Below are 23989 nucleotides of genomic sequence, written 5' to 3'. Positions count from 1 at the left end.
AAAGACTCCTGGATTTCAGCGGTCCGGATGGGCCTCGGCCCAGCACTGCACCAGCGGTTCGCTGATGTAGGCGCTCGTGGTCTGCCCCCCGTCGACGGCCAGCACCTGGCCCGTGACGTAGCCCGCGTCGTCGCTGCACAGGAAGGCGGCCGCGCCGGCCACCTCCTCGGGCAGGCCGGGCCGGCCCATCGGCGTGGTGCCGACGATGGTGGCCTGGAAGCGCGCGGTGTTCAGCCGCCCCGCGGTCTGCGGCGTGGCGATGATGCCCGGTGCGATCGCGTTGACGCGGATGCCCTGGTCGGCATAGTCGGCCGCGAGGTTGCGCGTGAGGCCGATCACGCCGGCCTTGGCCATCGAGTACACGGCCTGCCGGCGGTAGCCCACCAGCCCCAGCGTGGACGCGATGTTGAGCACCACACCGCGCGCCGCGATCAGCGCCGGAAAGGCCGCGCGCGTGACCATGAAGGTGGCCTTCTGGTTGATGTCGGCGAACCTGCGGTAGTCGTCGTCGGTGGTCTCGTGGAACGGCGGGCAGTTGCCCAGTCCCGCGTTGTTCACCAGCACGCGCAGCTCGCCGAAGCGCTCCATGCATTCGTCGACGATGGCCTGCGGCGCGCCGTCGGCCGTGACGTCGGCGGCGAAGACCTGCAGGTGCTCGTCGCGCGGCAGTTGCGCGAGCCCCTGGGCGTTGATGTCGACCGCGAGCACGCGCGCGCCCTCGGCATGCAGCCGCAGCGCGATGGCGCGGCCGATGCCCGAGGCCGCGGCGGTCACGATGGCGGCCCTGGCCTCGAAGCGTTTCATGCGACTTCCCACACGTCGTACACGGGCCCGTCGCTCTCGCGCGTGCCGGTGCCGACCGCGATGCGGTCGTTGAGCCATTCGAGGCCCGGTGCCGCGGTCTCGAACTGCACCGCGACGCGGAAGTAGTCCTCGCCGCGCGCGATCGGCTCGCGATTCACGATCTTGCGCATGACCTCGGGCGTGGGCCCGTTGCGGCGTCCGCTGTAGGTCATGTAGACGAGCCCGCCGCCCTCGGCCTCGAGCACCAGCCGCACGTCGAGGTGCAGGCCGCCGTCGGGCCGCTCGAGCACCACGTCGGCGCCGCCGGGCAGCACCCGGCCGCGCAGCCGCTCGCCTTCGAAGCGGCCGCCGCTCACGCACATCACGCGCCGCGTGTAGCCGTGCGGCACGGCGCCCACGAACTGGGCCGGTGCCGTGACCTCGGCCTTGATCGTGAACAGCGGTCGCAGTTCGATCGGTGTCATGCCGCCGCGCCGCTCACTCGCCGGCCTTCTCGCCGTGGCCCGTGCCGTAGCGCTTGCGCACGTCCTGGATCAGCTCCAGCAGCGCCTTGGGCACGTCGCGGCCCTCGGCCTTGGCCTGGCGCTTGCAGTCCTCCCACAGCTTGAGGTCGGCATAGCCCTTGTCGGTGTGGCGGTTCCATTCCTTGTCCAGCGGCGTGGTGATCTCCAGGCGCACGCCGGCCGGGTCGTGGAAGTAGATCGACAGGATCAGGCCCTTGTGGTCGGTCGGCCCGATCACTTCCACGCCCTGCGAGGTCAGCCACTCGTACCACTTCGTTACCTCGGCGCGGTCCTTCGCCTGCAAAGCGATGTGGTTGAAGATGTCGTAGGCCGGATGGCTGGACTTCGAGGGCGCGGGCACGCCCGGCGCCTCGAAGAAGGCCAGCGTGGAGCCATCGCCCATGCGGAAGAAGATGTGGAAGTAGGGAATCGCGTCGCCGGTAGAGGGCACGCTGTCGTCGAGCACCGTGCTCGCGAGCTCCATGCCCATGATGCGGGTGTAGAAGTCGGTGGTGGCCGCCGCGTCGGGCGTGACCCAGGCCGCATGGTTCAGCATCATCGGCGTGAGGCCGGGGTTCGGGGTCAGCGGTGCCTTGGGCTTGGTGCTGAGATCGGGTGCAGTGGCTTGCATGAAGCGTTTCTCCGTGTTGATGTCGGCTCTTGGAACTCGTTCTTACAGTTGAGGGTCGGCGATGCGAACGGCGATGCCGTCGAGCGCCTCGCTCATGACGATCTGGCACGACAGCCGGCTGCCCGCTTCGCGCGGCGCGGCCGTGTAGTCGAGCATCTGGTTCTCGGTGTCGACCGCGGGCGGCAGCCTGTCGATGAAGGCCTCGTCGACGATCACGTGGCAGGTGGCGCAGCTCATGACGCCGCCGCAGTCGCCGACGATGCCTTGCAGGTCTTGGCTGGTGGCGGCCAGCATCAGGCTCTGGCCTTCGGCGACCTCGAGCTCGGTGCGCTCGCCGTTGGAATGGATGTAGATGGCGCGGGGCATGGAAGGACTTTCTCTCAGGCGGTCGTTCGCGTCAGTCCCCTCGACGGGGACGTTGGCCCGCGCCGCCGCGCAGGCGCCGCAGCACGCTGCGCACCAGCCCCACGAAGCCCTGCGGCATCAGGAACATGCACAGGATCAGGAAGCCCGCGAAGATCGCCGAGGGCGCCGACTTCGAGATCTGGTCGGCGACGTTCGGTATGAACTGGATGAAGGCCGCGCCCACCAGCGCGCCCGAGATGGTGCCGAGCCCGCCCACCACCACGCCCACGAGGAAGAACACCGACACAAACATGCCGAAGCTGTCGGGCGCCACGAAGGCGGTGGCGATGGCGCCGAGCGAGCCGGCCACGCCGGTGTAGAGCGCGCTGATGCCGAAGGTCATGGCCTTCACGTGCGGCACGTTGACGCCCATCGCGGCCGCGGCGGTCGGCTGCTCGCGGATCGCGATGGTGGCGCGGCCCAGCCGGCCGCGCAGCATGTTCCAGGCGCAGACGAACATCAGCGCCGCGATCGCCAGCACCACCAGGTAGAGCCACTGGTCGGCCGACAGCTGCAGGCCGAAGGGCGCCTCGGGCTTCATCAGCACGATGCCTTGCACGCCGCCGGTCCAGGGTTCGAGCGCCTTGTGCTTGAGCAGCTGCGGCGTGGCCAGCGCGAGCGCGAAGGTGGCGAGCGCGAGGTAGTGGCCCTTGAGCCGCAGTGCCGGCCAGCCGAACAGGAAGCCGAAGCCGAAGCACACCGCGGCCGACACCGGCAGGGTGGCCCACCAGGCGAAGCCGCCGTGCTCCATCAGCACCGCGGTGACGTAGGCACCGAGCGCGTACAGCGCGCCATGGCCCAGCGAGAGCTGGCCGTTGTAGCCCACCAGCATGTTGAGGCCGAGCACGCCGATGGCGGTGATCAGCGTCATGGTGACGAGGAAGAGGCGGTAGTCCGACAGCGCGAAGGGCAGCGCGAGCGACGCGATAGCGAGCAGCGCGAAGGCGGCGATGCGCCAGGGCGAACGCGCGGGCGCGGCGTCGGCGGCCAGCGCCGGTGCCTGCTCGGGAATGAAGGGCAGTGCCGACATCTTCAGACCCTCGCCACCAGCTTGCGGCCGAACAGGCCCGAGGGCCGCACCAGCAGCACGGCCACGATCAGCACCAGGGCCAGCGTGAGCTTGAGCTCGGTGCCCACGAGGTAGGTGCCCGCGAGGTTCTCGACCACGCCCACGATCAGCCCGCCGGCCACCGCGCCCCAGGGGTTGTCGATGCCGCCGAGCAGCGCCGCCGCGAAGGCGTAGATCAGCACGCCGCCCATCATGTTGGGCTCGAGGAAGACCACGGGCGCCACCATCAGCCCGGCCACCGCGCCGATCAGCGCCGACAGGCCCCAGCCCAGCGAGAGCATCAGCGACACCGGGATGCCCGCGAGCCGCGAGGACACCGGGTTCTCGGCCGAGGCGCGCATCGCGAGCCCGACCTTGGTGAAGCGCAGGAAGACATAGAGCAGCGCCATCACCAGCAGCACCACCGCGACCGTGCCGAGCTCGTGGCCCGAGATCAGCGTGCTGCCGCCGGGCAGCTTGTCGGGGAACGGACTCGGGAAGGGTTCGAGCTGGTGGCCGAAGATCCAGCCGGCCAGCGAGTTGATGCCGACGAACAGGCCGATGAAGACCACGATCACCGAGAGCTCGGGCACGTCGCCCAGCGGCCGCAGCACCAGCCGCTCGATGGCGAAGCCGGCCACGAAGCCGAATGCCAGCGTGGCGAGCGCGGCGGCCCAGTACGGCAGGCCCCACTTCAGCAGCAGGAAGGCGATGAAGGTGGAGAACATCGCCATCTCGCCCTGCGCGAAATTGATGTGGTGGGTGGACTGGTAGATCATCACCAGCGCCAGGCCGAGGCAGGCGTAGATGCCGCCCATGGCGATGCCGGAGGCGATCTGTTGCAGCAGGCTGTACATGGGGAGGGTCCTTGTCAGAAGCCGAGGTAGGAGCGGCGGATCTGCGCGTCGTCGCGCAGCTGCTTCGCGGTGCCCGAGATGACGGTGCGGCCGGTCTCGAGCAGCCAGGCGTGGTCGGCGATCTCGAGCGCGCGCGCCACGTTCTGCTCGACCAGCAGGATGCCCACGCCCTCCTCGCGATTGACCACGCGCATGATCTCGAAGATCTCGCGGATCACCAGCGGCGCGAGGCCGAACGAGGGCTCGTCCATCAGCAGGAGGCGCGGGCGCTGCATCAGCGCGCGGCTGATCGCCAGCATCTGCTGCTCGCCGCCCGAGAGCGTGCCGGCCTGCTGCCCGCGCCGCTCGCGCAGCCGCGGGAAGTAGCCGAACATGCGTTCCATGTCCTGCTCGACCTCGGCCTTGCCGCGGCGCAGGTAGGCACCCACGCGCAGGTTCTCCTCCACCGTCATGTTGACCAGCGTGCCGCGCCCGTCGGGCACGTGCGCGATGCCCAGCGCGGCGGTCTTCTTGGTGCTGTGGCCGTCGATGCGCTGGCCCGCGAGGCGGATCTCGCCGGTGCGCCGCACCAGGCCGCTCAGCGCGCGCAGCGTGGTGGTCTTGCCCGCGCCGTTGGCGCCGAGGATGGTGGTGATGCCGCCCTCGGCGACCTCGAAGTCGATGCCCTCGAGCACGCGCGTGGGGCCGTAGAAGGCCTCGAGGTTCTTCACCTCCAGCAGCGCGGCCATCAGGCGGTCTCCGTGCCGAGGTAGGCGCGCACCACTTCCGGGTCGGCCTGCACCTGCGCGGGCGGGCCGTCGGCGATCTTGCGGCCGAAGTTCATCGCCACCACCTGGTCGGACACGCGCATCACCAGGTTCAGGTGATGCTCGACCAGCAGCACGGTCACGTGGAAGCGCTCGCGTACGTCGAGAATCAGCTGGCGCAGCCCGTCGACCTCCTCGTGGTTGAGGCCGGCCGCGGGTTCGTCGAGCAGCAGCAGCTTGGGATCGGCCACCAGCGCGCGCGCCATCTCCACGCGCTTGCGGGTGCCGAACGAGAGGTTCTTCACCGGCGTCTCGGCCAGCGCCGAGAGGTCGAGCAGGGCCAGCAGCCGCTCGGTGCGCTCGCGCACCTCGGCCTCCTCGCGCCGCACCGAGGGCAGGCGAAACGCATTGGCGAGGTAGCCGGTGCCGGTGCGGCAATGGCGGCCCACCATCACGTTCTCGCGCACCGTCATCGCGGGGAACAGCGCCACGTTCTGGAAGGTGCGGCCGATGCCCGCCGCCGCGATCGCATGCTGCGGCTGCGCGAGCAGGTCGACGCCGTCGAACACGATCGATCCCGAAGCCGGCGTGTAGATGCGGCTCAGGCAGTTGAACAGCGTGGTCTTGCCGGCCCCGTTGGGACCGATCAGCCCGCAGATCTGGCCGCGGCGCACCTCGAAGGAGATGCCGTCGAGCGCCACGATGCCGCCGAAGCGCACGCCGAGGCCGCTGACGCGCAGCAGCACGTCGGCGGCGGCGTTGGTGGAGGCGGAGGGGGTTGTCATGGCGGGCAGTATTCGCCGCGCATCGCGGGCCCGTCAGTCCCCTGCCCGTGGTACAGGCCGCGCTGTCCCTTGCCACGGGGACAGACGCCGCGCGGCGGCGCTGCCACATTCGCTGCACTCCCCTCTTCCCACTCCTCATTCACTCATTCCCTCGTGGAGGCACAGCCATGGACTACGGACTGCAGGACCGCGTGATCCTCGTCACCGGCGGCGGCAGCGGCATCGGCCGCGCGATCGGCATCGAGGCCGCGCGCGGCGGCGCGCGCATCGCCGTCGTCGACGCGGTGGCAGAGCGCGCAACGAGCGTGGCGGCTGAGCTGCGCGAACTCGGCGCGCAGGCCGTCGCGCAGACGCTCGACGTGCGCGATGCCGCTGCCTGCGAAGCCGCGGTGGCGCGCATCGAGGAACAGCTCGGCGCCATCGACGGCATGGTCGCCTGCGCGGGCATCTCGCCGCCCGCGCCCGCCCACGCGATGCCCGACGAACTCTGGACCCGCTGCCTCGACGTCAACCTCACGGGCATGTTCCGCTCGCTGCAGCCCGTGGGCCGGCGCATGCTCGAGCGCCGGCGCGGCGCGATCGTCACCGTGGCCTCGATCGACGGCCTCGGCGGCCATGCGGGCCGCGCGCACTACAGCGCCTCGAAGCACGGCGTGATCGGCCTCACGCGCGCGCTCGCGATCGAGTGGGGCCGCTTCGGCGTGCGCGTCAATGCGCTCGCGCCGGGCGTGGTCGACACGCCGCTCGTGCAGGCCAACATCCCGCCCGACCACCTGCAGTACGCGATGGTCGACCGCAACCCGCTGGGCCGCCTGTGCCGGGCCGAGGAGCAGGCCGGCCCCGCGCTGTTCCTGCTGTCCGATGCCGCGAGCTACGTCACCGGCTCGGTGATGACCGTCGACGGCGGCAGCGCCGCGGGCTTCTTCACGCGCTGGAACGGCGCCGACCTCGGCTCGCGCGCGCTGCTCGAGGCGGGCGCCTACGGCGCGCCCGAATGAAACGAACTCTTTGCACCACTCCCTGAAGGACGACAACCCATGAAGAACCTCTTCGACCTGCGCGGCGAGCGCATCCTGATCACCGGCGCCGGCGGCGCCATCGGCGGCGCGACCGCGCGCGTGTGCGCCGCGCTCGGTGCCGAGCTGTTCATCGCCGACCTGAAGGCGCCGACCGAGCTGGCCGACGAGCTGAAGGCGCGCGCCGCCGCGCTCGACAACACGAAGCGCGACGACGTCAACGCACTGCTGCAGGACATCGGCGAGATCGACGCGCTGATCGACACCAGCGGCTACTACGTCAAGGGCGACTGGCTCGATGGCGGCGACGAATGGGAACAGCTGTTCGAGCGCACCATGGCCGTGAACGTCAAGGGCCCGGTCAACCTGCTGCGCGCGGCGCTGCCCGCGATGATGAAGCGCGGCAGCGGCCGCATCGTGCTGACCAGCTCGATGGCCGCGCGCAACGCGGGCTCGACGCTGGCGGTGGAGCCGGCCTACGCGGCCTCGAAGGGCGGGCTGTCGGCGCTGGTGCGCTACTTCGCGCGCCAGGCCGCGGCCTCGGGCGTGGTGGTCAACGGCGTGGCGCCGGGGCCGATCTTCACGCCGCTGCTGGTGTCGGCGAACCAGCCCTTCACCGTCGACCAGTACCCGATGAAGCGCCTGGGCCAGCCCGAGGAGATCGGCTGGCCCGCCGCCTTCCTGGCCTCGCGCGGCGCCAGCTTCACCACCGGCGCGGTGCTCGACGTCAACGGCGGCATGTGCTTCTCCTGAGCCGCGCATGACGATGCCGACCGCGCTCGACGTCCTGTGGGAGCCGGTGCGCATCGGCCCCGTGCAGGCGCTCAACCGCATCTACCTGCCCGCGCACCAGGTCAGCCTGCCGCCGCCGGCCTATGGCGCCTACCTGGCCGAACGCGCGCGCGGCGGCGTCGGCCTGATCGTCACGCACGGCTTCCATGTGCATCCGGCCAGCGCGCGCGCCGGCGTGTCGCCGTGGGAGCCCGGCTGGGCCGATGCGGTGCGGGCCTTCGTCACCCCGAGCAAGCGGCTCGGCGTGCCGGTGATCGTGCAGGTCACGCACATGGGCGCCAGCGGCACGCGCCGCACCGACGACATCGCGCACTGGGGCGCCGTGCTCGCGCCCTCGCAGCTGGCCTCGCCGGTGCACCGTGCGATGCCGCAGCCGATGGAGGAGGACGACATCCGCGCGGTGATCGAAGGCTTCGCCGCGACCTGCGCCAACGTGCAGGCCGGCGGCGGCGACGGCGTGGAGATCCATGGCTCGCACGGCTACCTGCTGAGCAACTTCCTCTCGCCGTACTGGAACCGGCGCGATGACGAATGGGGCGGCGACACCGGGCGCCGCGCGCGGCTCGCGCTCGAGATCGGCCGCGCGGTGCGCGCGCGCTGCGGCAGCGATTTCGCGATCGGCATCAAGCTGAGCCTCGACGAGTACCTCGGCGAGGCCGGCACCACGCCCGAGGAAACGCTGCGCGTGGTCGCGCTGCTCGAGGCCGAGCGCCTGTTCGACTACGTGTGCCTCTCGCACACCGACTACCACCAGAACCACCGGCTGGTGCCGCCGCAGTCGAGCGGCGAGACCGCGCCGCTGGCCGCCAACGCCGCGCGCGTGCGCGAGGCGTTGCGCGGGCGCATCCCGCTGCTGATCCAGGGTTCGGTGCGCGACATCGCCACCGCCGCGAACATCGTCGCGCACGGACAGTCCGACATGGTCGGCCTGGTGCGCGCCCAGATCGCCGACCCCGAGATCGTGCGCAAGGCCAGGGAGGGCCGCGCCGACCAGACCCGGCGCTGCGTGGGCGCCAACCAGGGCTGCTGGCGCAGGCTCGGGCAGAACGTGAGCTGCACCGTGAACCCCGAGGCGGGCCGCGAGCTGCAGTTCGGCGCGGCGCTGCCGCGTCCCGCCGCCACGCCGCGCACGCTGCTCGTGATCGGTGGCGGTCCGGGCGGCCTCAAGTTCGCCGACAGCGCGGCCGCGCGCGGCCACCGCGTCACCCTGTGGGAACGCACGGACCGGCTCGGCGGCCAGATCCGCCGCGCCGGCCTGCTGCCCGACTACGGCTCGTGGAACTTCCTGGTCGACGACCTCGAGGCCTCGCTGCGCCGGCGCGGCGTGGAGATCGTGCTGCGCCGCGAGGCCACGGCCGACGCGGTGGCCGCCTTCGGCGCCGACGAGGTCATCGTGGCCACCGGCGCGCGCTGGCAGCGCGGCGGCCGCTCGATGTTCCGCACCGACCGCGACGCGATTCCGGGCGCGGACCTGCCGCATGTGACGGACGCGCTCTCCGCGCTCGACGACCTGCCCGCCTGCGGGCGCCGCGTGCTGATCGTCGACGACAACGGCGACTACCTGCCACTGGGCCTGGCCCGGCTGCTGAGCGCCGCCGGCCGCGAGGTCACGGTGGTCGGCGCCGACGCGATGCTCGGCCGCAAGCTCGAGCCCACGCTCGACTGGCCCTGGCTGATGCCGCGCGTGGCCGCGGCCGGCGTGGCGCTGCGTGCCTCGACCACCGTCGAGCGCATCGAGCCGGGCAGCGTCGTGCTGCGCAGCACGCTGGGCGGCGCGAGCGAGACGCTGGCGGCCGACACGGTCGTGCTGTCGATGCTGCGCGAGAGCGACGATGGGCTGTACCAGCAGCTGAAGGCACGCGGCCTGGCGGTGCGCCGCATCGGCGACTGCGTGGCGCCGCGCGAGGTGGACGATGCGGTGCTCGAGGGATTCAGGGAGGCGCAGGCGATCGGTTGAGCCTCGCCAGCCATCGTGCACGAGGAAGCCTTCGAGTTGCTCACGATGCGAACTCGGGGTTTGCCGAGTCCACGCCTCGCCGGCCCTGCGCTAGATTGCTCCGCATGACGCCCCAACCTTTCAGGCTTCGAATCGCGGATGACGCGATCGCCGATTTGCATGCGCGGCTGGACATGACCCGCTGGCCAGACCAGCCCGCGGGCCCGCCTTGGGCGTACGGGGCCGACCTGACCTGGATGCAGCGGCTCGCCACGCACTGGCGCCATCGTTTCGACTGGCGCGCGCAGGAGCAGCGGCTCAACGCGTTTGCGCAATACACGACGCCGCTGCACGGAATCCAGCTGCACTACATCCACGTGGCGGGCCAGGGCCCGGCGCCCATGCCGCTGCTGCTTTCGCACGGCTGGCCTGGCTCGGTGTTCGAGTTCGCCGAGTTGATCCCGCGGCTGACCGACCCGGCGCGCTTCGGTGCCGATCCCGCCGATGCCTTCACGGTGGTGGCGCCCAGTCTGCCGGGCTATGGCCTGTCGTTCCACCCCGGCCAGCCGGGATTCTCCGTGGAGCAGATCGCCGATGCGTTCGCCGCGCTGATGACCGACGTGCTGGGTTACGGGCGTTTCGCCACCCAAGGTGGCGACTGGGGTGCCTCCATTTCCGCGCGGCTCGGGCTGGTGCATCCACGCAAGACCATCGGCGTGCACCTGAACCTGTTGCCGATAGCGCGCGATCCGGCGCGTTTGGGTTCCAGCCCGGCAGCGCAGCGCTACCGCGAGGAACTGCAGCACTGGCTGCGCGAAGAGACCGGCTACAGCGCGATCCAGGGCACGCGACCCCACACGCTGGCCTTCGGCCTCGGCGATTCGCCGATCGGCCTGGCGGCGTGGATCGCCGAGAAGATGCGCGCCTGGTCCGACTGCGGCGGCGACATCGAATCGGTGTTCAGCCTGGACGAGATCCTGGCCAACGTGTCGCTGTACTGGTTCACCGGCGCCATCGGCTCCTCGTTCTGGCCCTACTACGCGCGCCAGCATGCCGCGCAGTGGCCGATCCCCGAGGGCGCCACCGTGGACGTGCCCATGGGCTATGCCGAGTTCCCCGCCGAAATCCTGCATCCGCCGCGCGAACTGGCCGAGCGCACTTTCACCGACATCCGGCGCTGGAGCGCGCTGCCGCGCGGCGGCCATTTCGCGGCCATGGAGCAGCCCGAGCTGCTGGCCCAGGAGATCCGGGCGTTCTACCGGCCGCTGCGCGGCACGGCCTGAACCGAATTCACTGCGCGGGTTGCAGCCCGAGCGCGCGCAGTTCGGTCTCCATCAACTGGCGCAGCCGGTGCTGGCGCTCGTAGCCGAAGCGCGCCGTCAGCGTCGCGATGCTGAGCGCGCCCATGGCGTGCTCGCCCATGCGGAACGCGATGCCGAAGCCGGCCACGCCGACCTCGCCGAAGGCATCGAAGGTCACCATGCAGCCCTGCTCGCGCGCCGCCACGCCGGTCTGCAGCAACTGCTCCACCGCCAGGCCGTTCTCCGCATACTGCGCGGCATTGCGCGCATGAATGGCGGCGATCTCCGCGGGGTCCATCAAGCCGAGCACCGCGCGGCCGCCGGTGCCGGTGCCGATCAGGCGGCGCTGGCCGATGTTGGTCGTCAGGATCTTGATCGGCGAACTGCCTTCCTCGCGATGCGCGCAATACACCAGGTCGCCCTGGCGCATCATCAGGAACACCGTGTCGCCGCCGATGCGCCCGATGCGCTTCATGGTCGGCACGAAGCGGCGCAGCAGCGGCGTGGGCTGGGGCAGCAGCGAGCCGAGCAGCACCGCCTGGGGCCCCAGCCGGTACAGATGCTCGGCATCGCGGTCGACGAACTGTTCGTCGACCAGGCAGCAGAGCAGGCGGTATGCCGTGGCCCGGTCCAGGCCCGAGTCCCGCACCAGCTGCGCCAGCTTGATGCCGTGGTCGTTGCACTTGGCCACGCGCCGCAGCAACTGCAGCGCGCGGCGCACGCTCTGCGTGCCGCGCGCCGGCCCCTCGCCGGGCCCTTCCCCCGCGGTTTCCGCCAGCGCTTCGCCGCCGCGTTTCTCTTCCGCCGACAATTCCGAACCCACACGCATCTCCTTGGCCGATTGGCGCCGCGCCGGCTCAGCGCAGCGGCGAGAAACCGGTCGGCTTGAGCAGGCGATTCTCCATGCCGACGATCCACGGCAGCACCTTGGCCGAGAACGCGATCCACTGCGGATCGTTCCACAGCGCGGTCCGGCGCCGGTCCCTGTCCACCAGGTCCTCGAAGCCCCAGATGTGCACCGCCGTGTTCAATTGCCCGGTCTCGGCCGTGAAGTAGGCCACCAGGTGACCCAGGTGACCGCGCACCAGCGGCAGGCCCTCGGCCTCGAAAAGCGTGAGGAACGGCCGAAAGTTGGCCGGCGCGAAACTGTAGTTGCGTTCTTCGTAGATCATGTGTCGCCTCCGTTCAATCCAGGGGGCCGTCGTAGGCGTCGCTCGCGGCGCCCCAGGCCATGTAGCCGCCATCGACCGGCAGGGTCACGCCGGTGATGAACTCGGCGCGGTCCGAGGCGAGGAACAGCACCGCGTCGGCAATGTGCTGCGCCGTGCCGAGCCGACCTGCCGGGGTGCGGCGCCGCACGCGCTGCGCATCGAGCTTGCCCTCGTCGATCAGGCGCTGCGAGAACGGCGTCAGCATGTAGCCCGGCGCCACCGCGTTCACGCGCACGCCCTGCGCCGCCCACTCGCAACCCAGCGTGCGCGTCATCATGCCGATGCCGGCCTTGGCCGCGCTGTAGGCATTGCGACGCGCGAGCCCGAGCACGCCGGCGATCGAGCTGAGGTTGACGATCGCACCGCGGCCTTGCGCCAGCATGTGCGGCGCGGCCGCCTTGCACATCAGGTAGGTGCCGCACAGGTGGATGTCGACCAGCCGACGGAAAGCGGCCACGTCCTGCTCCACGGTGGGCTGGAAGGTGTCGGGAATGCCGGCGCAGTTGACCAGCACATCGAGCCGCCCCCAGCGCGCCACCGCGGCATCGACCATGCGCCGCACGTCGCCTTCGTCCGCCACGTCGCCGGCCAGGCCCAGATGGTCGGGGCCCAGCTGCGCGGCCTCGTCCAGCGCGGCATCCCGCCGCAGATCGGCCACTGCCACCCGCGCGCCCGCGGCCGCGAAGCCGCGGGCCGAGGCCTGGCCCAGGCCGCTGGCGCCACCGGTGATCAGGACCACCCGGCCTTGCAGTTCCGGATAGGCATGTTCTCGCCCGCTCATTGCTCGAGCTTGATGTTGGCCGCGCGGATCACCTCGCCCCACAGCGCGCTCTGCGCCTTGACGAAGGCGGTGAACTCGGCGGGCGTGGTCGGCGACGGCTCGATGCCCAGGTCGGCCAGGCGCTTGCGGATGTCGTCGGAGGCGAGCGCCTTGTTGAGCTCGGCATTCAAGCGCGCCACGATGGGCTCGGGCGTGCCCGCGGGCGCCGCCAGGCCTTGCCACGAATACGACTCGAAGTCGGCCAGCCCGGCCTCGGCGAAGGTCGGCACCTCGGGCAGCGCGGCGCTGCGCCGCGCCATGGACAGCGCGATCGGCCGCAGCTTTCCGCTCTTGATGTAGGGCAGGCTGGCGGCCGTGTTGACCAGGTACATGTCGATCTGACCGCCCAGCAGGTCCTGCAGCGCCGGTGCGTCGCCCTTGTAGGGCACGTGCAGCAGCGCGATGCCCGCCTTGCGCTGGAACAGCTCCATGCCCAGGTGGTTGGGTCCGCCCGCTCCCGGCGTGGCGTACTTCAATCCGCCGGGCTCGGTGCGCGCCAGCGCGATCAGCTCGGCCAGCGTGTGGGCCTTCAGCGTGGGCCGCACCACCATCACGAAGGGAAATCGCGTGGTGCCGCCGATGTAGCTGAAGTCCTTCTCGGGCTGGTAGGGCACGCGCTTGTACAGATGCGGTGCCAGCGCCACGGTCGAGGTGTCGACCGTGCCGACCGTCAGGCCGTCGGGCTTGGCGCGAGCCAGCAGATCGCCCGCGATCATGGTGCCGCCGCCGGGCTTGTTGTCGATGACCAGGGTCTGGCCCAGCGCGCGCCCCATGGAATCGCCCAGCATGCGCGCCACCACGTCGGTGCCGCCACCGGCCGGATAGGGAACGATCCAGCGCGGCGGCTGGCTGGGGTATGGCTGCGCCAGCGTCCGCGTGGACAGCGCCGCGCCCGCGGCCAGCGTCAGCAGCGCGCGGCGGCTCAGGTGCGCGGAAGCGTCGAAATCTTTCATGCTTGTCTCCTTGTCTTGCAATCGATCAGCGCGGCTGGGGCGCGCGAACCCCGCCGAAGGTCTGCCACGAGCCCGCGACCAGCCAGCCCGCGTCGGCCGGCACGTTGATGCCCGTCAACACACCGGCCTCTTCGGACAGCAGGAACACCACGACCCGCGCGATGTCCCGTGGTGCGATCAGCCGGCCCAGCGCGCTGTGCGCCTTGAGCTTTTCGGGATCGCGCAGCCCCAGGTCGATCTGGCTCTGCAGCGCGGCCGTGACGGTATAGCCCGGCGACACGGTGTTCACGCGCACGCCCGAGCGGCCCCACTCGGCCGCAAGGCATTCGCCCAGCGAGATGACCGCGGCCTTCGCGGGCGAATAGGCATGCAGCGGCATGGAGCGCATGCCCGCCACCGAGGCGATGTTGACGATGGCGCCGCGCCCGGCCCGTGCCATCGCGCTGCCGAACACCGCGCAGCACGAATAGGTGCCCTCGAAGTCGATCGCGAGCACGCGCTGGAATTCCGCATGCGGCAGGTCGGCCGGCGTGTCGGGCGATTGCACGATGCCGGCACAGTTCACCAGCAGGTCGACGTGCAGGCCCCGCGCCTGCAGCCGTGCCTGCGCCGCCTGCACGGCCGCGTGGTCGGACACGTCGAGCACCAGGGCCTGGGCGCCGAGGCGCCGCGCCGCCTCGTGCGTGCGCGCCTCGTCGATGTCGGCCAGCACCAGCGTGGCGCCGCGCGCGACCAGCAGCTCGCAGCAGGCCAGGCCGATGCCGCTGGCACCGCCGGTGACCAGGGCCAGGCGGCCCGCGAAATCCTGTATCTCGCTCATCTGCGCGCGCACCTTCAACGACCGCTGAACACCGGCTTGCGCTTCGATGCGAACGCCTCGACCGCCTCGTGGTGGTCCTGCGTCAGGTTGGTCAGGCACTCGTAGGCCGTGCCCGCGTCCATGTGGCCGTGCGCCAGCTGGCGCAGCGGAATGGTGTAGCCGGCCTTGGTCCAGCGGATGGCCTTGGTGGCACCGTTCTTGAGCTTGCTCACCAGGGCCTCGACCTTGGCGTCCAGTTCGTCGGCCGTGCTCACGTTGCCGACCGCGCCCAACTGCTTCGCCTCGGCCGCGCTCAGCAGGTCGCCGGTCAGCAGCAGTTCGCGCGCCTTGCCGAAGCCGATCATCTGCGGCCACAGGAAGCCTCCGCCATCGGCTGCGTTCAGGCCCACGCGCACGTGCGGATCGCCGATGCGCGCATGGTCCGCCATCACCGTGATGTCGCACAGCAGCGCCAGGGTGGCGCCCAGGCCCACGGCGTCGCCGTTGATGCGGCCGATGATGGGGATCTCGCAGTCCAGCATCGAATAGACGATGCGCTTGGCCTCCCAGGTCACGATCTCGAAGCCCTCGGGCTCGCGCACCGCCTCCTTCATCCATTCGATGTCGCCGCCGGCGCAGAAGGCCTTGCCGGCGCCCGTCAGCACGATCACGCCGATGTCGCGGCGCTCGCCCAGGTCGATGAACACGCGCGACAGCGCGGTGTGGAGTTCGGCGTTGACCGAGTTCAGCGCATTCGGACGGTTGATGGTGACGCGGGCGACGCGGTCGGCGATCTCGACCTGCAGGGCGGAATTGGACATGGGGAAGTCTCCTGTGGAAAAAGAGGTTGGAAAGAAGGAAGGGGGTCAGGCGGCCAGCAATTGCCGGCGCACCTCGATGCGGTTCAGCTGCGCCTCGGCGGCACCGAAGCACCGGGCATTCACGTGCAGGCGGCGGTACCAGTGCGTGAGCCGGTATTCTTCGGTCACGGCGATGCCGCCCGTGACCTGGATCAGCGCGCCCACGCCGCGCAGCACGCGCCGGCCGACGAAGCTCTTGGCTACCGGCAGCGTGGGCCAGGGGCCAGCCGCCTCGGCATCGATCTCCTGAGCGAGGCGCTCGGTCAGCGCCAGCGCCTGCTGGAGGTCGCAGAAGATCTCGGCCATGCGGTGCTGCAGTGCCTGGTTGGCCGACAGCGGCTTGCCGAACTGCATGCGCTGCTTGAGGTAGTCGAGCGTGAGTTCGAACGCAGCCTCGAACACGCCGGTGGCATCGGCCACCAGCGCGGCCGCGGCCCGGTCGACAGCCTGTTCGGCCAGGCCGGGCCAATGGCGCACCGTGGTCCGGTCGAGTCGCAGCCGCGCCGTGGCGCGCCCGTCCACCCAGCGTGCCGGTTCGCGCGAAACACCGGCGGCCGCCAGCTCCAGCAGCGCCAGGCCGCCGGAGGCGAGCGGCAGCAGCGCGTGGGTGGCGTGCTCGGCGCCCAGCAGCGCGCCGGTGCGACCGCTCAGTTGCTCCGCATCCCGGCGCGGCCCTTCGGCCTCGGGCTGCAGGTCGGCCATGGCCAGGCGCAGCGTTCCGGCGCTCAGCGACGCCGCCAGTTCAGGGGCCAGCCGCACGAGCAGCGGGGCCAGCAGCAGATGCAGGTCCAGCGCTTCGGGCCGCGCGTCGCGGCCGGCCAGGCGCAGCAGCTCGAAGCAGGCGCTGGCCGGTGCGCCGAAGCCGTCGGCCTCCTCGGGCAGCGGCAGCGCGAGCCAGCCGAGGCCGGCCAGCGCGGCCCAGGAGCCTGTCGGCGCAAGGTGGCCCTGGCGGAACCGGGCCACGCGCTCGGACAGCGGTGCATGCTCGGCGAACCAGCGCCTGGCCCCGTCCAGCAGCAGATCGAGTTCTTCGCGTTCCATGGTGCGGCTCCCTCACATGTCCAGGATGGACTTGGCGATGATGGTTTTCTGGATCTCGTTCGCACCCGCGTAGATGGTCACCACGCGGCGGAAGAAATGGCGCTCGGCCCAGCCCCGGCCCGCGGGATGCAGCAGTCCGCTGCCGTAGTCGGCGCCCAGCACCAGGCCGGCGTCGCCCAGCAGCGCCATCGCGGTTTCGCTCACGCGCTGCTGCAGCTCGGAGCCGCGGATCTTCAGCGTGGACGCGGCGGGCCCAGGCTCGATGCCGCGCATCTGCTCGGCGATGACCGAGAGCGCGGCCGACTCCAGCGCGACGAAATCCGCCGTCAGCACGGCCAGCCTGCGCCGCACGCCGGCCTGCTCGATGAGGGGCCTGCCATCGGCGCCGCGGCACTCGCGCGCCAGCCGATCGAGCTCGACGATGTCGCGCTTGGTGCGCGGCGCCTGGGCGTTGTTCACGCGTTCCCGCGCCAGCAGGTCCTTGGCATAGCCCCAGCCCTTGTTGGGGGCGCCGATCATCGCGTCGGCCGGCACGCGCACGCTGTCGAAGAACACGGCGTTGACGCTGTGGCCCTCGTCCATCGTGAGGATCGGCTGCAGCGTGATGCCGGGATCGCGCATGTCGAGGATGAACACCGACAGGCCGGCCTGCGGCTTGGCCTCGGGCTCGGTGCGCGCCAGGCAGAACATCAGGTCGGCGTGATGGCCGCTCGACAGCCAGGTCTTCTGCCCGTCGATGACCCAGTGGCTGCCGTCGAAGCGCGCGCGCGTCTTGAGCGAGGCCAGGTCCGACCCGGCATTGGGTTCGGAGAAGCCCTGGCACCAGAACTCCTCGCCGGCAAGGATCCTGGGCAGGTAGCGCGCCTTCTGCGCGTCGCTGCCTTCGGCGATCAGCATCGGACCGGCCAGGAACAGGCCATGCACGTCGCCCAGCGGCGCGTCGGCGAACGCGCTCTCCTCCTCGAAGATGTAGCGCTGCAGGGCCGTCCAGCCGGTGCCGCCCAGCGCTTGCGGCCAGTGCGGCGCGCCCCAGCCGCGGCGGTGCAGGATGGCCTGCCAGCGCGCCATGTCCTCGCGCGCCATGTGCAGGCCGCCGCGCGTCTCGTGGCGCAGGTCCTCGCTCAGGTGGGTCTGCAGGAAGTCGCGCACTTCCGCGCGGAAGCGGCGCAGCTCGGGGGTGTTGAACAGGCTCATGGGTCGTTGGGGGCGAGTGGATTCAAGGCAGCAGCACCAGCGAGCCGGTGGTGCCGCGCGACTGCAGCGCCTCGTGCGCCTGCGCCGCTTGCCGCAGCGCAAAGCGACCGCCGATGTGCACCTGCAGGGCGCCGTCGGCCACCAGGCCGAACAGCTCGTCGGCCGCAGCCTGCAGGTCGGGATGCGTGCGCACATAGGCGAACACGCCCGGCACGGCCACGCCGATCGAACGCGCAGGCCCGAGGTCGGCCAGGGCCACGTTGGGCAGGCCCTCGGCCACCTGGCCGAGGTTGACGACTTGGCCGAATGGCTTGACCACGCGCAGGCAATCTTGAAAAACCGTGCCGCCGAGGCCTTCGAACACCGCATCGACACCGGCGCCATCGGTGAGCGCCCGCACCGCCTCGACGAAGGGCTGCTCGCTGCCCACGATGACCGCATCGCAACCCTGGCGTCGCGCCTGCTCGGCCTTCGCCGTGGAGCCGACCACGCCGATCACGCGGCAGCCCAGCCGGCTTGCCCACTGCGTGAGCAGCGAACCCAGGCCGCCCGCGGCGGCATGCACCAGCACCGTCTGGCCGGGCTCCGGCCGCGTCACCTTGCGCAGCAGCATGTGGGCGGTGAGCCCCTGCAGCGTGACGGCGGCCGCCTGCTCGTCGCTCACGCCATCGGGCACGCGCAGCACATGCCGCGCCGGCAGGTTGCGCAGCGTGGCGTAGCTGCCCACCGGCGGGCATGCGTACGACACGCGCATGCCGGGCGCCAGGTGGGTCACGCCCTCGCCCACGGTCACCACGCTGCCGGCGGCCTCCACGCCGAGCGCGCCGGGCAGCGCCGGCAGCGGAAACACGCCGCGGCGGTGGTAGGTGTCCAGATAGTTGATGCCGATGGCACTCTGCCGGATCTGCACCTCGCCGGGTGCCGGCGGCGGCACCTCGATGGGTTCGCACACCATCGCTTCGGGCCCGCCGTAGGCGTGGATTCGAACCGCGTATTCAGTCGACATGGGCATGGGCTTTCGTGGCGGCGAGCAGTTGCTCGCGCAGTTCGCGTTTCAGGATCTTTCCCATCGGGTTCTTGGGCAGGGCTTCGAGCACATGCCATTGGCGTGGCGTGGCGAAATCGGCCAGCAGGCCGGCGCAGTGCGCGCGCAGCGCCGCCGTGTCGAGCGCCACGCCGGGCCGGGCCACCACGCAGGCCGCGATGTCCTCGCCCAGGCCCGCGTGCGGCACCGCGACGACGGCGGCCTCGGCCACCCCGGCGAAGCGGTAGATCGCCTCCTCGACCGCGGCCGAGGCGATCTTCAGGCCGCCCCGGTTGATGATGTCCTTCTTGCGATCGACGAAGTGCAGGTGGCCTTCGTCGTCGATGCGGCCGATGTCGCCGGTGCGCACCCAGCCGTCGACGAAGGCCTCGGCCGTGGCCTCGGGGTTGCGCCAGTAGCCCAGCGCGGCCGAAGGACCGGAGAACACGATCTCGCCGCTTTCGCCTGGTGCCGCCGGCTGGCCGTCCTCGCCGATCACGCGCACCGCGCAGCCGGGCTGCGCCACGCCGATGCAGCCCGCCTTGCGCGGCAGGAACCACGGCGCGAGCACCGTGCCGGCCGGGCCGGTCTCGGTCATGCCCCAGATGTGGACCTGGTCCACCCACGGCAGGTGGCGGCGGAACTTGGCGATGACCTCGGCCGGCATGGCCGCGCCGCCGTAGCCGAGCCGGCGCACGCGCGAGAGGTCGTAGGCCGCGTTGGGGTACTCGTCGATCATGAAGTTCAGCGGCGAGGTCACGCCGTGGTAGACGGTCGTGCCCTCGGTCTCGATCAGCCGCAACCGACCCGCGTTGTCGAGCACGCTGGGCTCCAGCACCGCACCGGCGCCGCTGACCCAGGCCGCCATGCAGGCCATGTTGAGCACCGAGCTGGTGTAGACCGGCCAGGCGCCCTGGTAGGTGTCCTGGTCGGTGAGACCGACGGCGCCGCCAATCGCATGACCGCAATAGAGCTGGCTGCGATGGCAGTGCGTGACGGCCTTCGAGCGCGCCGTGGTGCCCGAGGTGAACAACAGAACGCTGGGGTCCTCGGGGCGCGCCACTTCGGGCAGGGCCGCGGCATGGAACTCGGCCTCCGGTTCGGGCCAGGTGTCGGCGGCCGCGGCCGGGCCGTCCAGCAGCAGCACCCGCGCGACGGGGTACAGCGCACCCACGCGTGCGGCCTCCGCCCGCATGCAGACGACGAAGGCGGGCTCCACCAGCGCCAATGCGTGGCGCAGTTCGTCGTCGGAGGCGCGCACGTTCAGCGGCGAGACGATGGCGCCGAGCCGCCAGCAGCCCAGGGCCGTAAGCACGGCCTCGCGCACGGCCTGGTTGGAGACGAACAGCGCGACGCGCTCGCCGGCCTTCAGGCCGCGCGACGACAGGCCGCGCGCCATCGCTTCCATGCGGATCACCAGCTGGGCGTAGCTCAGCCGGTCGCGGTGGCCGCGATGGCTGTGGGCCGACAACGCCAGCTTGAAGGGCGCCTGGGCGGCGCGGCGCCGCAGCAGCGCGGGCACGGTCAGGCCGTGCAGTTCGCCGTAGCGGTTCAGTTCATCGGCAGGTCGCACGTCCACCTCACGCAATGCTGTAGCCGCCATCGACCGGCAGCGTCACGCCGGTGATGTAGCCGGCGTCGTCCGATGCGAGGAAGGCCGCCGCCTTGCCGATGTCGCCCGGCTGGCCCCAATGGCCCGCCGGCAGGCGCTTCAGGATGGGGCCGGCGCGCTCGGGATCGCTGAAGGCATTGACCGACATGCGTGTGTCGATCCAGCCAGGCGCGATGGCATTCACGCGCACGCCCTGCGCGGCGTAGGCGACCGCCAGCGCGCGTGTCAGCGCTTCGACCGCCCCCTTGCTGGCCGAGTAGCCCGGATTGCGGCCCGAGCCGAAGCGGCTCCACATCGACGCGAAGTTCAGGATGCTGCCGCCAGCGGCGGCCAGCGCGGGGCGCAGCAGCGTGCACGCCAGCTGGGTGCCGTGCAGGTTCACGTCGACCACGCGCCGGAAGCCCTCCACCGTGTGCTCGCGCTCATCGTGCAGGATGATGCCGGCCGCATTGGCCAGCAGGTGCAGCCGCGGCGTGCGCCGTGCCACCGCGCCCAGCGCCTCGGCATCGGTGATGTCCATGCGCTCGAACTCGATGCCCGAGCCCTCCAGGCCGGGCTCGGTGTCGAGGCCGAGCGCCAGCACGCGCCAGTGGCGCCGGCGCAGTTCGAGGCCGGTGGCCAGGCCCAGGCCGGTGCCGCCGCCCGTGATGATGGCAAGGCGATCGTCTTGCGCGTGTGTCATGCGTTCTCCAGGGATTGCGAAGGGGACCGGTCCGCCAGCGCTTCGAGCCCGCGCATGGCGGCCACGAAGTCCGACGCGCTCAGCGGCCGCTCGAAATGCTTCAGGTGCGGCGCCGTCATCGCGCCGTCGGCGATCGTCCGCAGCACGTCGTCGGTGGCGGGGACGTCGAAGCCTTGCAGGCTGGTCGCCAGGCCGACCGCACGATGGAAGTCCAACTGCTGCTGCATGAAGTCCTGCGGGCGGCGCTCGAGCATGAACTGCACCAGCAGTCCGTAGCCGACCTGCTGGCCATGCAGCGTCGCGGCTATCCGCGGCACGCGCGTCAGGCCGCGCGTCATCGAATGCGCGATCGACAGGCCGCTGTTCTCGAACGCGAGCCCCGCCAGCAGCACCAACGCTTCCGTCAGGTGCTCGAAATGCATATCGGGCGAGCCGGCCTGCAGTGCGGCCAGCCCCGGCACGGCGTGCTCGCGAATGGCCCGTTCGCAGGCGATGGACAGCTGCGCCGCGGCCAGCGTGTTGCGCCCGCCGAACAGGTTCAGGCCATGGGCGCGGCGCGCCTGCTCGCCCTCGTACAACTTGCACAGCGCGTCGCCGATGCCGGAGACCAGCAATGCACGCGGCGCGCGCACCAGCACCTCGGTGTCCACGATCACCGCATCGGGGTTGCGCGGCAGGTGCTCGACCGATTCCATCCGGTGCTCATCGTCGTAGTACACGAAGGACTCGCTGCAGGGCCCGTCGTTGGAGGCCGAGGTCGGCAGCACGACCAGCCGCGCGCCGAGCTCGCGCGACACCGCCTTGCCGGCATCCACGCCCTTGCCGCCACCGGCCGCCAGCACCACGTCCGGCGCGTCGGTGCCTCGAGCCTGCCGCACCAGCCCCTGCACCATGGCGCGCGTGACATCGCCGCGCACCTCGAGCCACGGAACCGCCATGCCTCGCGCGCTGCAACCCGCATCGACGGCCGGGCGCAGCAGGCCGGCGACGATGGCGTCGCACACCAGCACGGGCCGGCGGCCCAGGCGGCTCACCACATCGCCCACCAGTCCCAGCGCGCCGGGGCCCTGGTAGTAGCGGTGCGCCGCGCCGAACGCGCGGATCGCCTGCGGGTTCGCGCTCATGCCAGCCATGCCGTCACGCGTTCGACGATGCGCGCCTTGCTGAGGCCGTACTTGTCCAGCAGATAGGCGTGCGAGCCGCATTCGGTGAACTGGTCGGGAATCGCGATCTTCAGCAACGGGCGGTGCTGGCCGGCCTCGTACAGCGCGTCGATCACGAGGGAAGCCAGGCCGCCGCTGGCGACATGGTTCTCGCAGACCACCAGGCGTTTGACGGAGGCAGCGAACTCGACCAGGCCGGCCGCGTCGAAGGGCTTGATCGACGCGGTGTGGAACAACGAACTGGCGATGCCGCTTGCCGCGAGCTCGCGCTGCGCATCGATGACGCGCTCGGTCATCGATCCGGTGGAGACGAAGCCCACGTCGCTGCCGCCGGCGACCACGTGGCCCTTGCCGATGCGCACGCGATGCGTCGCGGGATCGAACACCACGGGCACGTTGGCGCGCAGCAGGCGGCTGTAGACGGTGCCGGGGATGTCCACGGCCATCTCGGCGATCTGCGCCATCTCGGTCGCGTCGCACGGGTCGAGCACCGTCATGTTCGGGATCGCGCGCATCAACCCCAGGTCCTCGTTGGCCTGGTGCGTGCCGCCATAGCCGGAGGCCAGGCCGGGGTTGCCGGCGAACATCTTCACGTTCTCGTCGCTGTGCGCGCAGGCGATCGCGAGGAAGTCGTAGGCGCGCCGCGTGGCGAAGGTGCCGTAGGTCGTGCAGTAGGCGACCTTGCCGGTCTTCGACAGCCCGGCCGCGGCCATGACCAGCGCCTGTTCGGCCATGCCGACGTTGAAGAAGCGCTGCGGATACTTGTGGCGGAAGTCGTGTACGTCCGTGTACTTGCCGAGGTCGGCCGTCAGCACCACGATTTCGGGATGCCGCTCGGCGGCCTTCAGGGTGCCGATGGCGAACGGCGCGAACTGCGCGGGACGGCCGACCACGGCCTCCGATTCGCTCATCGCGAGCGTGCGCGAAGGGGCAAGGGTCTCAGGCATTCTCGATCTCCAGTTCGCGGGCGACGTCGTCCCATTCGTCGGCGTCGATGCGCACGAAGTGCGCGCGGTCGCGTTGCTCGATGCGGCGGATGCCGCGGCCGGGGCGGGTGCGCATGACCACGGCCTTGGGTTTGCCCTCGCACAGGCGCGCCCAGGCCAGGGCTTCCAGCAGCTGTGCGAGATCGTTGCCGTCGATCTCGCGCACGGCCCAGCCGAAGGCGGCGAAGCGGCCCGCGACGGGCTCGATGTTCACGACCATGGGCCCGTCGGCCTGGATGCCGTTGCAGTCGATCCACGCAACCAGCCTGTCCAGGCCGAAGCTGGCGGCAGCGGTGGCTGCTTCCCAGGTCGAGCCTTCCTGCAGCTCGCCGTCGGACAGCTCGACATGGATGGCCGACTGGTGGCCGTCCAGCCGGTAGCCCAGCGCGGCACCGGTGGCGATGCCCAGGCCGTGGCCCAGCGAACCGCCGGTCATCTCCACGCCGGGCACATGGCCCTCCATCGTGCTCATCTCCAGCGGGCTGCCGTCGGCGCCGTAGCTGGGCAGGCTGGCCGCGTCGATGAGCCCGGCCTCGGCCAGCACGGCCCACATCGCGATCGAGTAGTGGCCGGTGGACAGGTAGAAGCGCTTGCGGTCGGCACGCGTGAAGTCGAGGTCGTCCGCGCTGAACTCGTGGAAGTAGAGCGCGGCCAGGAAGTCGGCGATGCCCAGGCCCTGGCCCAGGTAGCCCTGGCCCTTGCCGCGTGCCTGCACGACCATCTTTCGGCGCAGGGCCAGGGCCTTGGCCCGCAGCCTCTGCACATCGGCCGCCTCGTCCGGCGGGTTCGGTCTCGCGTTCATGAAATGTGTGCTCCTTGC

Annotated in this window: 26 protein-coding genes; 4 read left to right on the top strand and 22 right to left on the bottom strand. The window is 71.1% G+C overall.

The window, feature by feature from the left end; translation table 11 throughout:
• Positions 1-15: 15 nt before the first annotated feature.
• The 8 genes from AC1HIL_RS39435 to AC1HIL_RS39400 are packed head-to-tail and all read right to left on the bottom strand — an operon-like array spanning position 16 to position 5779.
• Positions 16-804 (bottom strand): SDR family NAD(P)-dependent oxidoreductase, encoded by a 789-nt coding sequence (locus AC1HIL_RS39435; protein WP_479669479.1) that lies wholly within the window; start codon positions 802-804, stop codon positions 16-18.
• Positions 801-1268, bottom strand: a complete 468-nt coding sequence (locus AC1HIL_RS39430) for a DUF3237 domain-containing protein (RefSeq protein WP_479669480.1) — start codon at positions 1266-1268, stop codon at positions 801-803. Before AC1HIL_RS39430 ends, AC1HIL_RS39435 begins: the two co-directional genes overlap by 4 nt.
• 13 nt (positions 1269-1281) lie before the next feature.
• Positions 1282-1938, bottom strand: coding sequence for a VOC family protein (locus AC1HIL_RS39425; protein ID WP_057597317.1), 657 nt, complete (start codon positions 1936-1938; stop codon positions 1282-1284).
• Positions 1939-1980: 42 nt separating this feature from the next.
• Positions 1981-2304 carry a 2Fe-2S iron-sulfur cluster-binding protein gene (locus tag AC1HIL_RS39420; RefSeq protein WP_479669481.1) on the bottom strand — a complete coding sequence of 108 codons (324 nt, stop codon included), beginning with the start codon at positions 2302-2304 and terminating at the stop codon, positions 1981-1983.
• Positions 2305-2335: 31 nt separating this feature from the next.
• The gene (locus tag AC1HIL_RS39415) at positions 2336-3373 is read right to left on the bottom strand and encodes a branched-chain amino acid ABC transporter permease (protein WP_479669482.1); all 1038 of its coding nucleotides are present in this window, start codon (positions 3371-3373) and stop codon (positions 2336-2338) included.
• 2 nt (positions 3374-3375) lie between these two features.
• Complete coding sequence (locus AC1HIL_RS39410; protein ID WP_261206027.1) at positions 3376-4248, bottom strand: branched-chain amino acid ABC transporter permease; 873 nt, start codon at positions 4246-4248, stop codon at positions 3376-3378.
• A 14-nt stretch (positions 4249-4262) separates the two neighbouring features.
• On the bottom strand, positions 4263-4976 hold the full coding sequence (locus AC1HIL_RS39405; RefSeq protein WP_479669483.1) for an ABC transporter ATP-binding protein: 714 nt from the start codon (positions 4974-4976) through the stop codon (positions 4263-4265).
• Positions 4976-5779, bottom strand: coding sequence for an ABC transporter ATP-binding protein (locus AC1HIL_RS39400; RefSeq protein WP_413765654.1), 804 nt, complete (start codon positions 5777-5779; stop codon positions 4976-4978). Before AC1HIL_RS39400 ends, AC1HIL_RS39405 begins: the two co-directional genes overlap by 1 nt.
• Before the next feature lie 167 nt (positions 5780-5946).
• On the opposite strand from AC1HIL_RS39400, the gene AC1HIL_RS39395 reads away from it, so the two are divergent.
• From AC1HIL_RS39395 to AC1HIL_RS39380, 4 genes are all read left to right on the top strand, one after another.
• Complete coding sequence (locus tag AC1HIL_RS39395; RefSeq protein WP_261206029.1) at positions 5947-6777, top strand: SDR family NAD(P)-dependent oxidoreductase; 831 nt, start codon at positions 5947-5949, stop codon at positions 6775-6777.
• Positions 6778-6816: 39 nt separating this feature from the next.
• Entirely contained in the window at positions 6817-7548 is a 732-nt protein-coding gene (locus AC1HIL_RS39390) for an SDR family NAD(P)-dependent oxidoreductase (RefSeq protein WP_208510672.1), read from the top strand.
• Positions 7549-7555: 7 nt separating this feature from the next.
• The gene (locus AC1HIL_RS39385) at positions 7556-9544 is read left to right on the top strand and encodes an oxidoreductase (protein WP_479669484.1); all 1989 of its coding nucleotides are present in this window, start codon (positions 7556-7558) and stop codon (positions 9542-9544) included.
• A gap of 104 nt (positions 9545-9648) precedes the next feature.
• Positions 9649-10806 (top strand): epoxide hydrolase family protein, encoded by a 1158-nt coding sequence (locus tag AC1HIL_RS39380; protein WP_057593535.1) that lies wholly within the window; start codon positions 9649-9651, stop codon positions 10804-10806.
• Between the two features lie 7 nt (positions 10807-10813).
• On the opposite strand, the gene AC1HIL_RS39375 is transcribed toward AC1HIL_RS39380, so the two are convergent.
• From AC1HIL_RS39375 to AC1HIL_RS39310, 14 genes are read right to left on the bottom strand one after another with little or no spacing between them, the layout of a single operon-like run.
• On the bottom strand, positions 10814-11647 hold the full coding sequence (locus tag AC1HIL_RS39375) for an IclR family transcriptional regulator (RefSeq protein ID WP_172705230.1): 834 nt from the start codon (positions 11645-11647) through the stop codon (positions 10814-10816).
• Positions 11648-11681: 34 nt separating this feature from the next.
• Positions 11682-11996 (bottom strand): NIPSNAP family protein, encoded by a 315-nt coding sequence (locus tag AC1HIL_RS39370; RefSeq protein WP_057593533.1) that lies wholly within the window; start codon positions 11994-11996, stop codon positions 11682-11684.
• 13 nt (positions 11997-12009) lie between these two features.
• On the bottom strand, positions 12010-12816 hold the full coding sequence (locus AC1HIL_RS39365; RefSeq protein ID WP_057593532.1) for an SDR family NAD(P)-dependent oxidoreductase: 807 nt from the start codon (positions 12814-12816) through the stop codon (positions 12010-12012).
• On the bottom strand, positions 12813-13808 hold the full coding sequence (locus tag AC1HIL_RS39360) for a Bug family tripartite tricarboxylate transporter substrate binding protein (RefSeq protein WP_057593531.1): 996 nt from the start codon (positions 13806-13808) through the stop codon (positions 12813-12815). Before AC1HIL_RS39360 ends, AC1HIL_RS39365 begins: the two co-directional genes overlap by 4 nt.
• Before the next feature lie 25 nt (positions 13809-13833).
• The gene (locus AC1HIL_RS39355) at positions 13834-14628 is read right to left on the bottom strand and encodes an SDR family NAD(P)-dependent oxidoreductase (protein WP_057593541.1); all 795 of its coding nucleotides are present in this window, start codon (positions 14626-14628) and stop codon (positions 13834-13836) included.
• 14 nt (positions 14629-14642) lie between these two features.
• Positions 14643-15428, bottom strand: a complete 786-nt coding sequence (locus tag AC1HIL_RS39350) for an enoyl-CoA hydratase/isomerase family protein (RefSeq protein ID WP_057593530.1) — start codon at positions 15426-15428, stop codon at positions 14643-14645.
• 45 nt (positions 15429-15473) lie between these two features.
• The gene (locus tag AC1HIL_RS39345; protein WP_057593529.1) at positions 15474-16508 is read right to left on the bottom strand and encodes an acyl-CoA dehydrogenase family protein; all 1035 of its coding nucleotides are present in this window, start codon (positions 16506-16508) and stop codon (positions 15474-15476) included.
• A 12-nt stretch (positions 16509-16520) separates the two neighbouring features.
• The gene (locus tag AC1HIL_RS39340) at positions 16521-17702 is read right to left on the bottom strand and encodes an acyl-CoA dehydrogenase family protein (protein WP_057593528.1); all 1182 of its coding nucleotides are present in this window, start codon (positions 17700-17702) and stop codon (positions 16521-16523) included.
• A gap of 22 nt (positions 17703-17724) precedes the next feature.
• Positions 17725-18708 carry a quinone oxidoreductase family protein gene (locus AC1HIL_RS39335; protein WP_064262127.1) on the bottom strand — a complete coding sequence of 328 codons (984 nt, stop codon included), beginning with the start codon at positions 18706-18708 and terminating at the stop codon, positions 17725-17727.
• Positions 18698-20305: a class I adenylate-forming enzyme family protein gene (locus AC1HIL_RS39330; RefSeq protein ID WP_479669485.1), complete on the bottom strand. Its 1608-nt coding sequence runs from the start codon at positions 20303-20305 to the stop codon at positions 18698-18700. The genes AC1HIL_RS39335 and AC1HIL_RS39330 overlap by 11 nt, the downstream gene beginning before the upstream one ends.
• Before the next feature lies 1 nt (position 20306).
• Positions 20307-21020 (bottom strand): SDR family NAD(P)-dependent oxidoreductase, encoded by a 714-nt coding sequence (locus AC1HIL_RS39325; RefSeq protein ID WP_057593525.1) that lies wholly within the window; start codon positions 21018-21020, stop codon positions 20307-20309.
• Positions 21017-22144, bottom strand: coding sequence for a glycerol dehydrogenase (locus AC1HIL_RS39320; protein WP_064262128.1), 1128 nt, complete (start codon positions 22142-22144; stop codon positions 21017-21019). Before AC1HIL_RS39320 ends, AC1HIL_RS39325 begins: the two co-directional genes overlap by 4 nt.
• Complete coding sequence (locus tag AC1HIL_RS39315; protein WP_057593524.1) at positions 22141-23130, bottom strand: transketolase family protein; 990 nt, start codon at positions 23128-23130, stop codon at positions 22141-22143. The genes AC1HIL_RS39320 and AC1HIL_RS39315 overlap by 4 nt, the downstream gene beginning before the upstream one ends.
• Positions 23123-23971 carry a transketolase gene (locus AC1HIL_RS39310; protein WP_057593523.1) on the bottom strand — a complete coding sequence of 283 codons (849 nt, stop codon included), beginning with the start codon at positions 23969-23971 and terminating at the stop codon, positions 23123-23125. The genes AC1HIL_RS39315 and AC1HIL_RS39310 overlap by 8 nt, the downstream gene beginning before the upstream one ends.
• Between the last annotated feature and the right edge of the window lie 18 nt (positions 23972-23989).

The organism is Variovorax sp. ISS6 (genome assembly GCF_056523145.1).
Note: the sequence above shows the minus strand (reverse complement) of the source record. Positions and strands in the feature narration are given on the sequence as shown.

Excerpts from the sequence above, each read along its gene's own strand:
- AC1HIL_RS39435 (WP_479669479.1), bottom strand. The coding sequence starts at position 804 with ATGAAACGCTTCGAGGCCAGGGCCGCCATCGTGACCGCCGCGGCCTCG.
- AC1HIL_RS39430 (WP_479669480.1), bottom strand. The coding sequence starts at position 1,268 with ATGACACCGATCGAACTGCGACCGCTGTTCACGATCAAGGCCGAGGTC.
- AC1HIL_RS39425 (WP_057597317.1), bottom strand. The coding sequence starts at position 1,938 with ATGCAAGCCACTGCACCCGATCTCAGCACCAAGCCCAAGGCACCGCTG.
- AC1HIL_RS39420 (WP_479669481.1), bottom strand. The coding sequence starts at position 2,304 with ATGCCCCGCGCCATCTACATCCATTCCAACGGCGAGCGCACCGAGCTC.
- AC1HIL_RS39415 (WP_479669482.1), bottom strand. The coding sequence starts at position 3,373 with ATGTCGGCACTGCCCTTCATTCCCGAGCAGGCACCGGCGCTGGCCGCC.
- AC1HIL_RS39410 (WP_261206027.1), bottom strand. The coding sequence starts at position 4,248 with ATGTACAGCCTGCTGCAACAGATCGCCTCCGGCATCGCCATGGGCGGC.
- AC1HIL_RS39405 (WP_479669483.1), bottom strand. The coding sequence starts at position 4,976 with ATGGCCGCGCTGCTGGAGGTGAAGAACCTCGAGGCCTTCTACGGCCCC.
- AC1HIL_RS39400 (WP_413765654.1), bottom strand. The coding sequence starts at position 5,779 with ATGACAACCCCCTCCGCCTCCACCAACGCCGCCGCCGACGTGCTGCTG.
- AC1HIL_RS39395 (WP_261206029.1), top strand. The coding sequence starts at position 5,947 with ATGGACTACGGACTGCAGGACCGCGTGATCCTCGTCACCGGCGGCGGC.
- AC1HIL_RS39390 (WP_208510672.1), top strand. The coding sequence starts at position 6,817 with ATGAAGAACCTCTTCGACCTGCGCGGCGAGCGCATCCTGATCACCGGC.
- AC1HIL_RS39385 (WP_479669484.1), top strand. The coding sequence starts at position 7,556 with ATGACGATGCCGACCGCGCTCGACGTCCTGTGGGAGCCGGTGCGCATC.
- AC1HIL_RS39380 (WP_057593535.1), top strand. The coding sequence starts at position 9,649 with ATGACGCCCCAACCTTTCAGGCTTCGAATCGCGGATGACGCGATCGCC.
- AC1HIL_RS39370 (WP_057593533.1), bottom strand. The coding sequence starts at position 11,996 with ATGATCTACGAAGAACGCAACTACAGTTTCGCGCCGGCCAACTTTCGG.
- AC1HIL_RS39365 (WP_057593532.1), bottom strand. The coding sequence starts at position 12,816 with ATGAGCGGGCGAGAACATGCCTATCCGGAACTGCAAGGCCGGGTGGTC.
- AC1HIL_RS39360 (WP_057593531.1), bottom strand. The coding sequence starts at position 13,808 with ATGAAAGATTTCGACGCTTCCGCGCACCTGAGCCGCCGCGCGCTGCTG.
- AC1HIL_RS39355 (WP_057593541.1), bottom strand. The coding sequence starts at position 14,628 with ATGAGCGAGATACAGGATTTCGCGGGCCGCCTGGCCCTGGTCACCGGC.
- AC1HIL_RS39350 (WP_057593530.1), bottom strand. The coding sequence starts at position 15,428 with ATGTCCAATTCCGCCCTGCAGGTCGAGATCGCCGACCGCGTCGCCCGC.
- AC1HIL_RS39345 (WP_057593529.1), bottom strand. The coding sequence starts at position 16,508 with ATGGAACGCGAAGAACTCGATCTGCTGCTGGACGGGGCCAGGCGCTGG.
- AC1HIL_RS39340 (WP_057593528.1), bottom strand. The coding sequence starts at position 17,702 with ATGAGCCTGTTCAACACCCCCGAGCTGCGCCGCTTCCGCGCGGAAGTG.
- AC1HIL_RS39335 (WP_064262127.1), bottom strand. The coding sequence starts at position 18,708 with ATGTCGACTGAATACGCGGTTCGAATCCACGCCTACGGCGGGCCCGAA.
- AC1HIL_RS39325 (WP_057593525.1), bottom strand. The coding sequence starts at position 21,020 with ATGACACACGCGCAAGACGATCGCCTTGCCATCATCACGGGCGGCGGC.
- AC1HIL_RS39320 (WP_064262128.1), bottom strand. The coding sequence starts at position 22,144 with ATGAGCGCGAACCCGCAGGCGATCCGCGCGTTCGGCGCGGCGCACCGC.
- AC1HIL_RS39315 (WP_057593524.1), bottom strand. The coding sequence starts at position 23,130 with ATGCCTGAGACCCTTGCCCCTTCGCGCACGCTCGCGATGAGCGAATCG.
- AC1HIL_RS39310 (WP_057593523.1), bottom strand. The coding sequence starts at position 23,971 with ATGAACGCGAGACCGAACCCGCCGGACGAGGCGGCCGATGTGCAGAGG.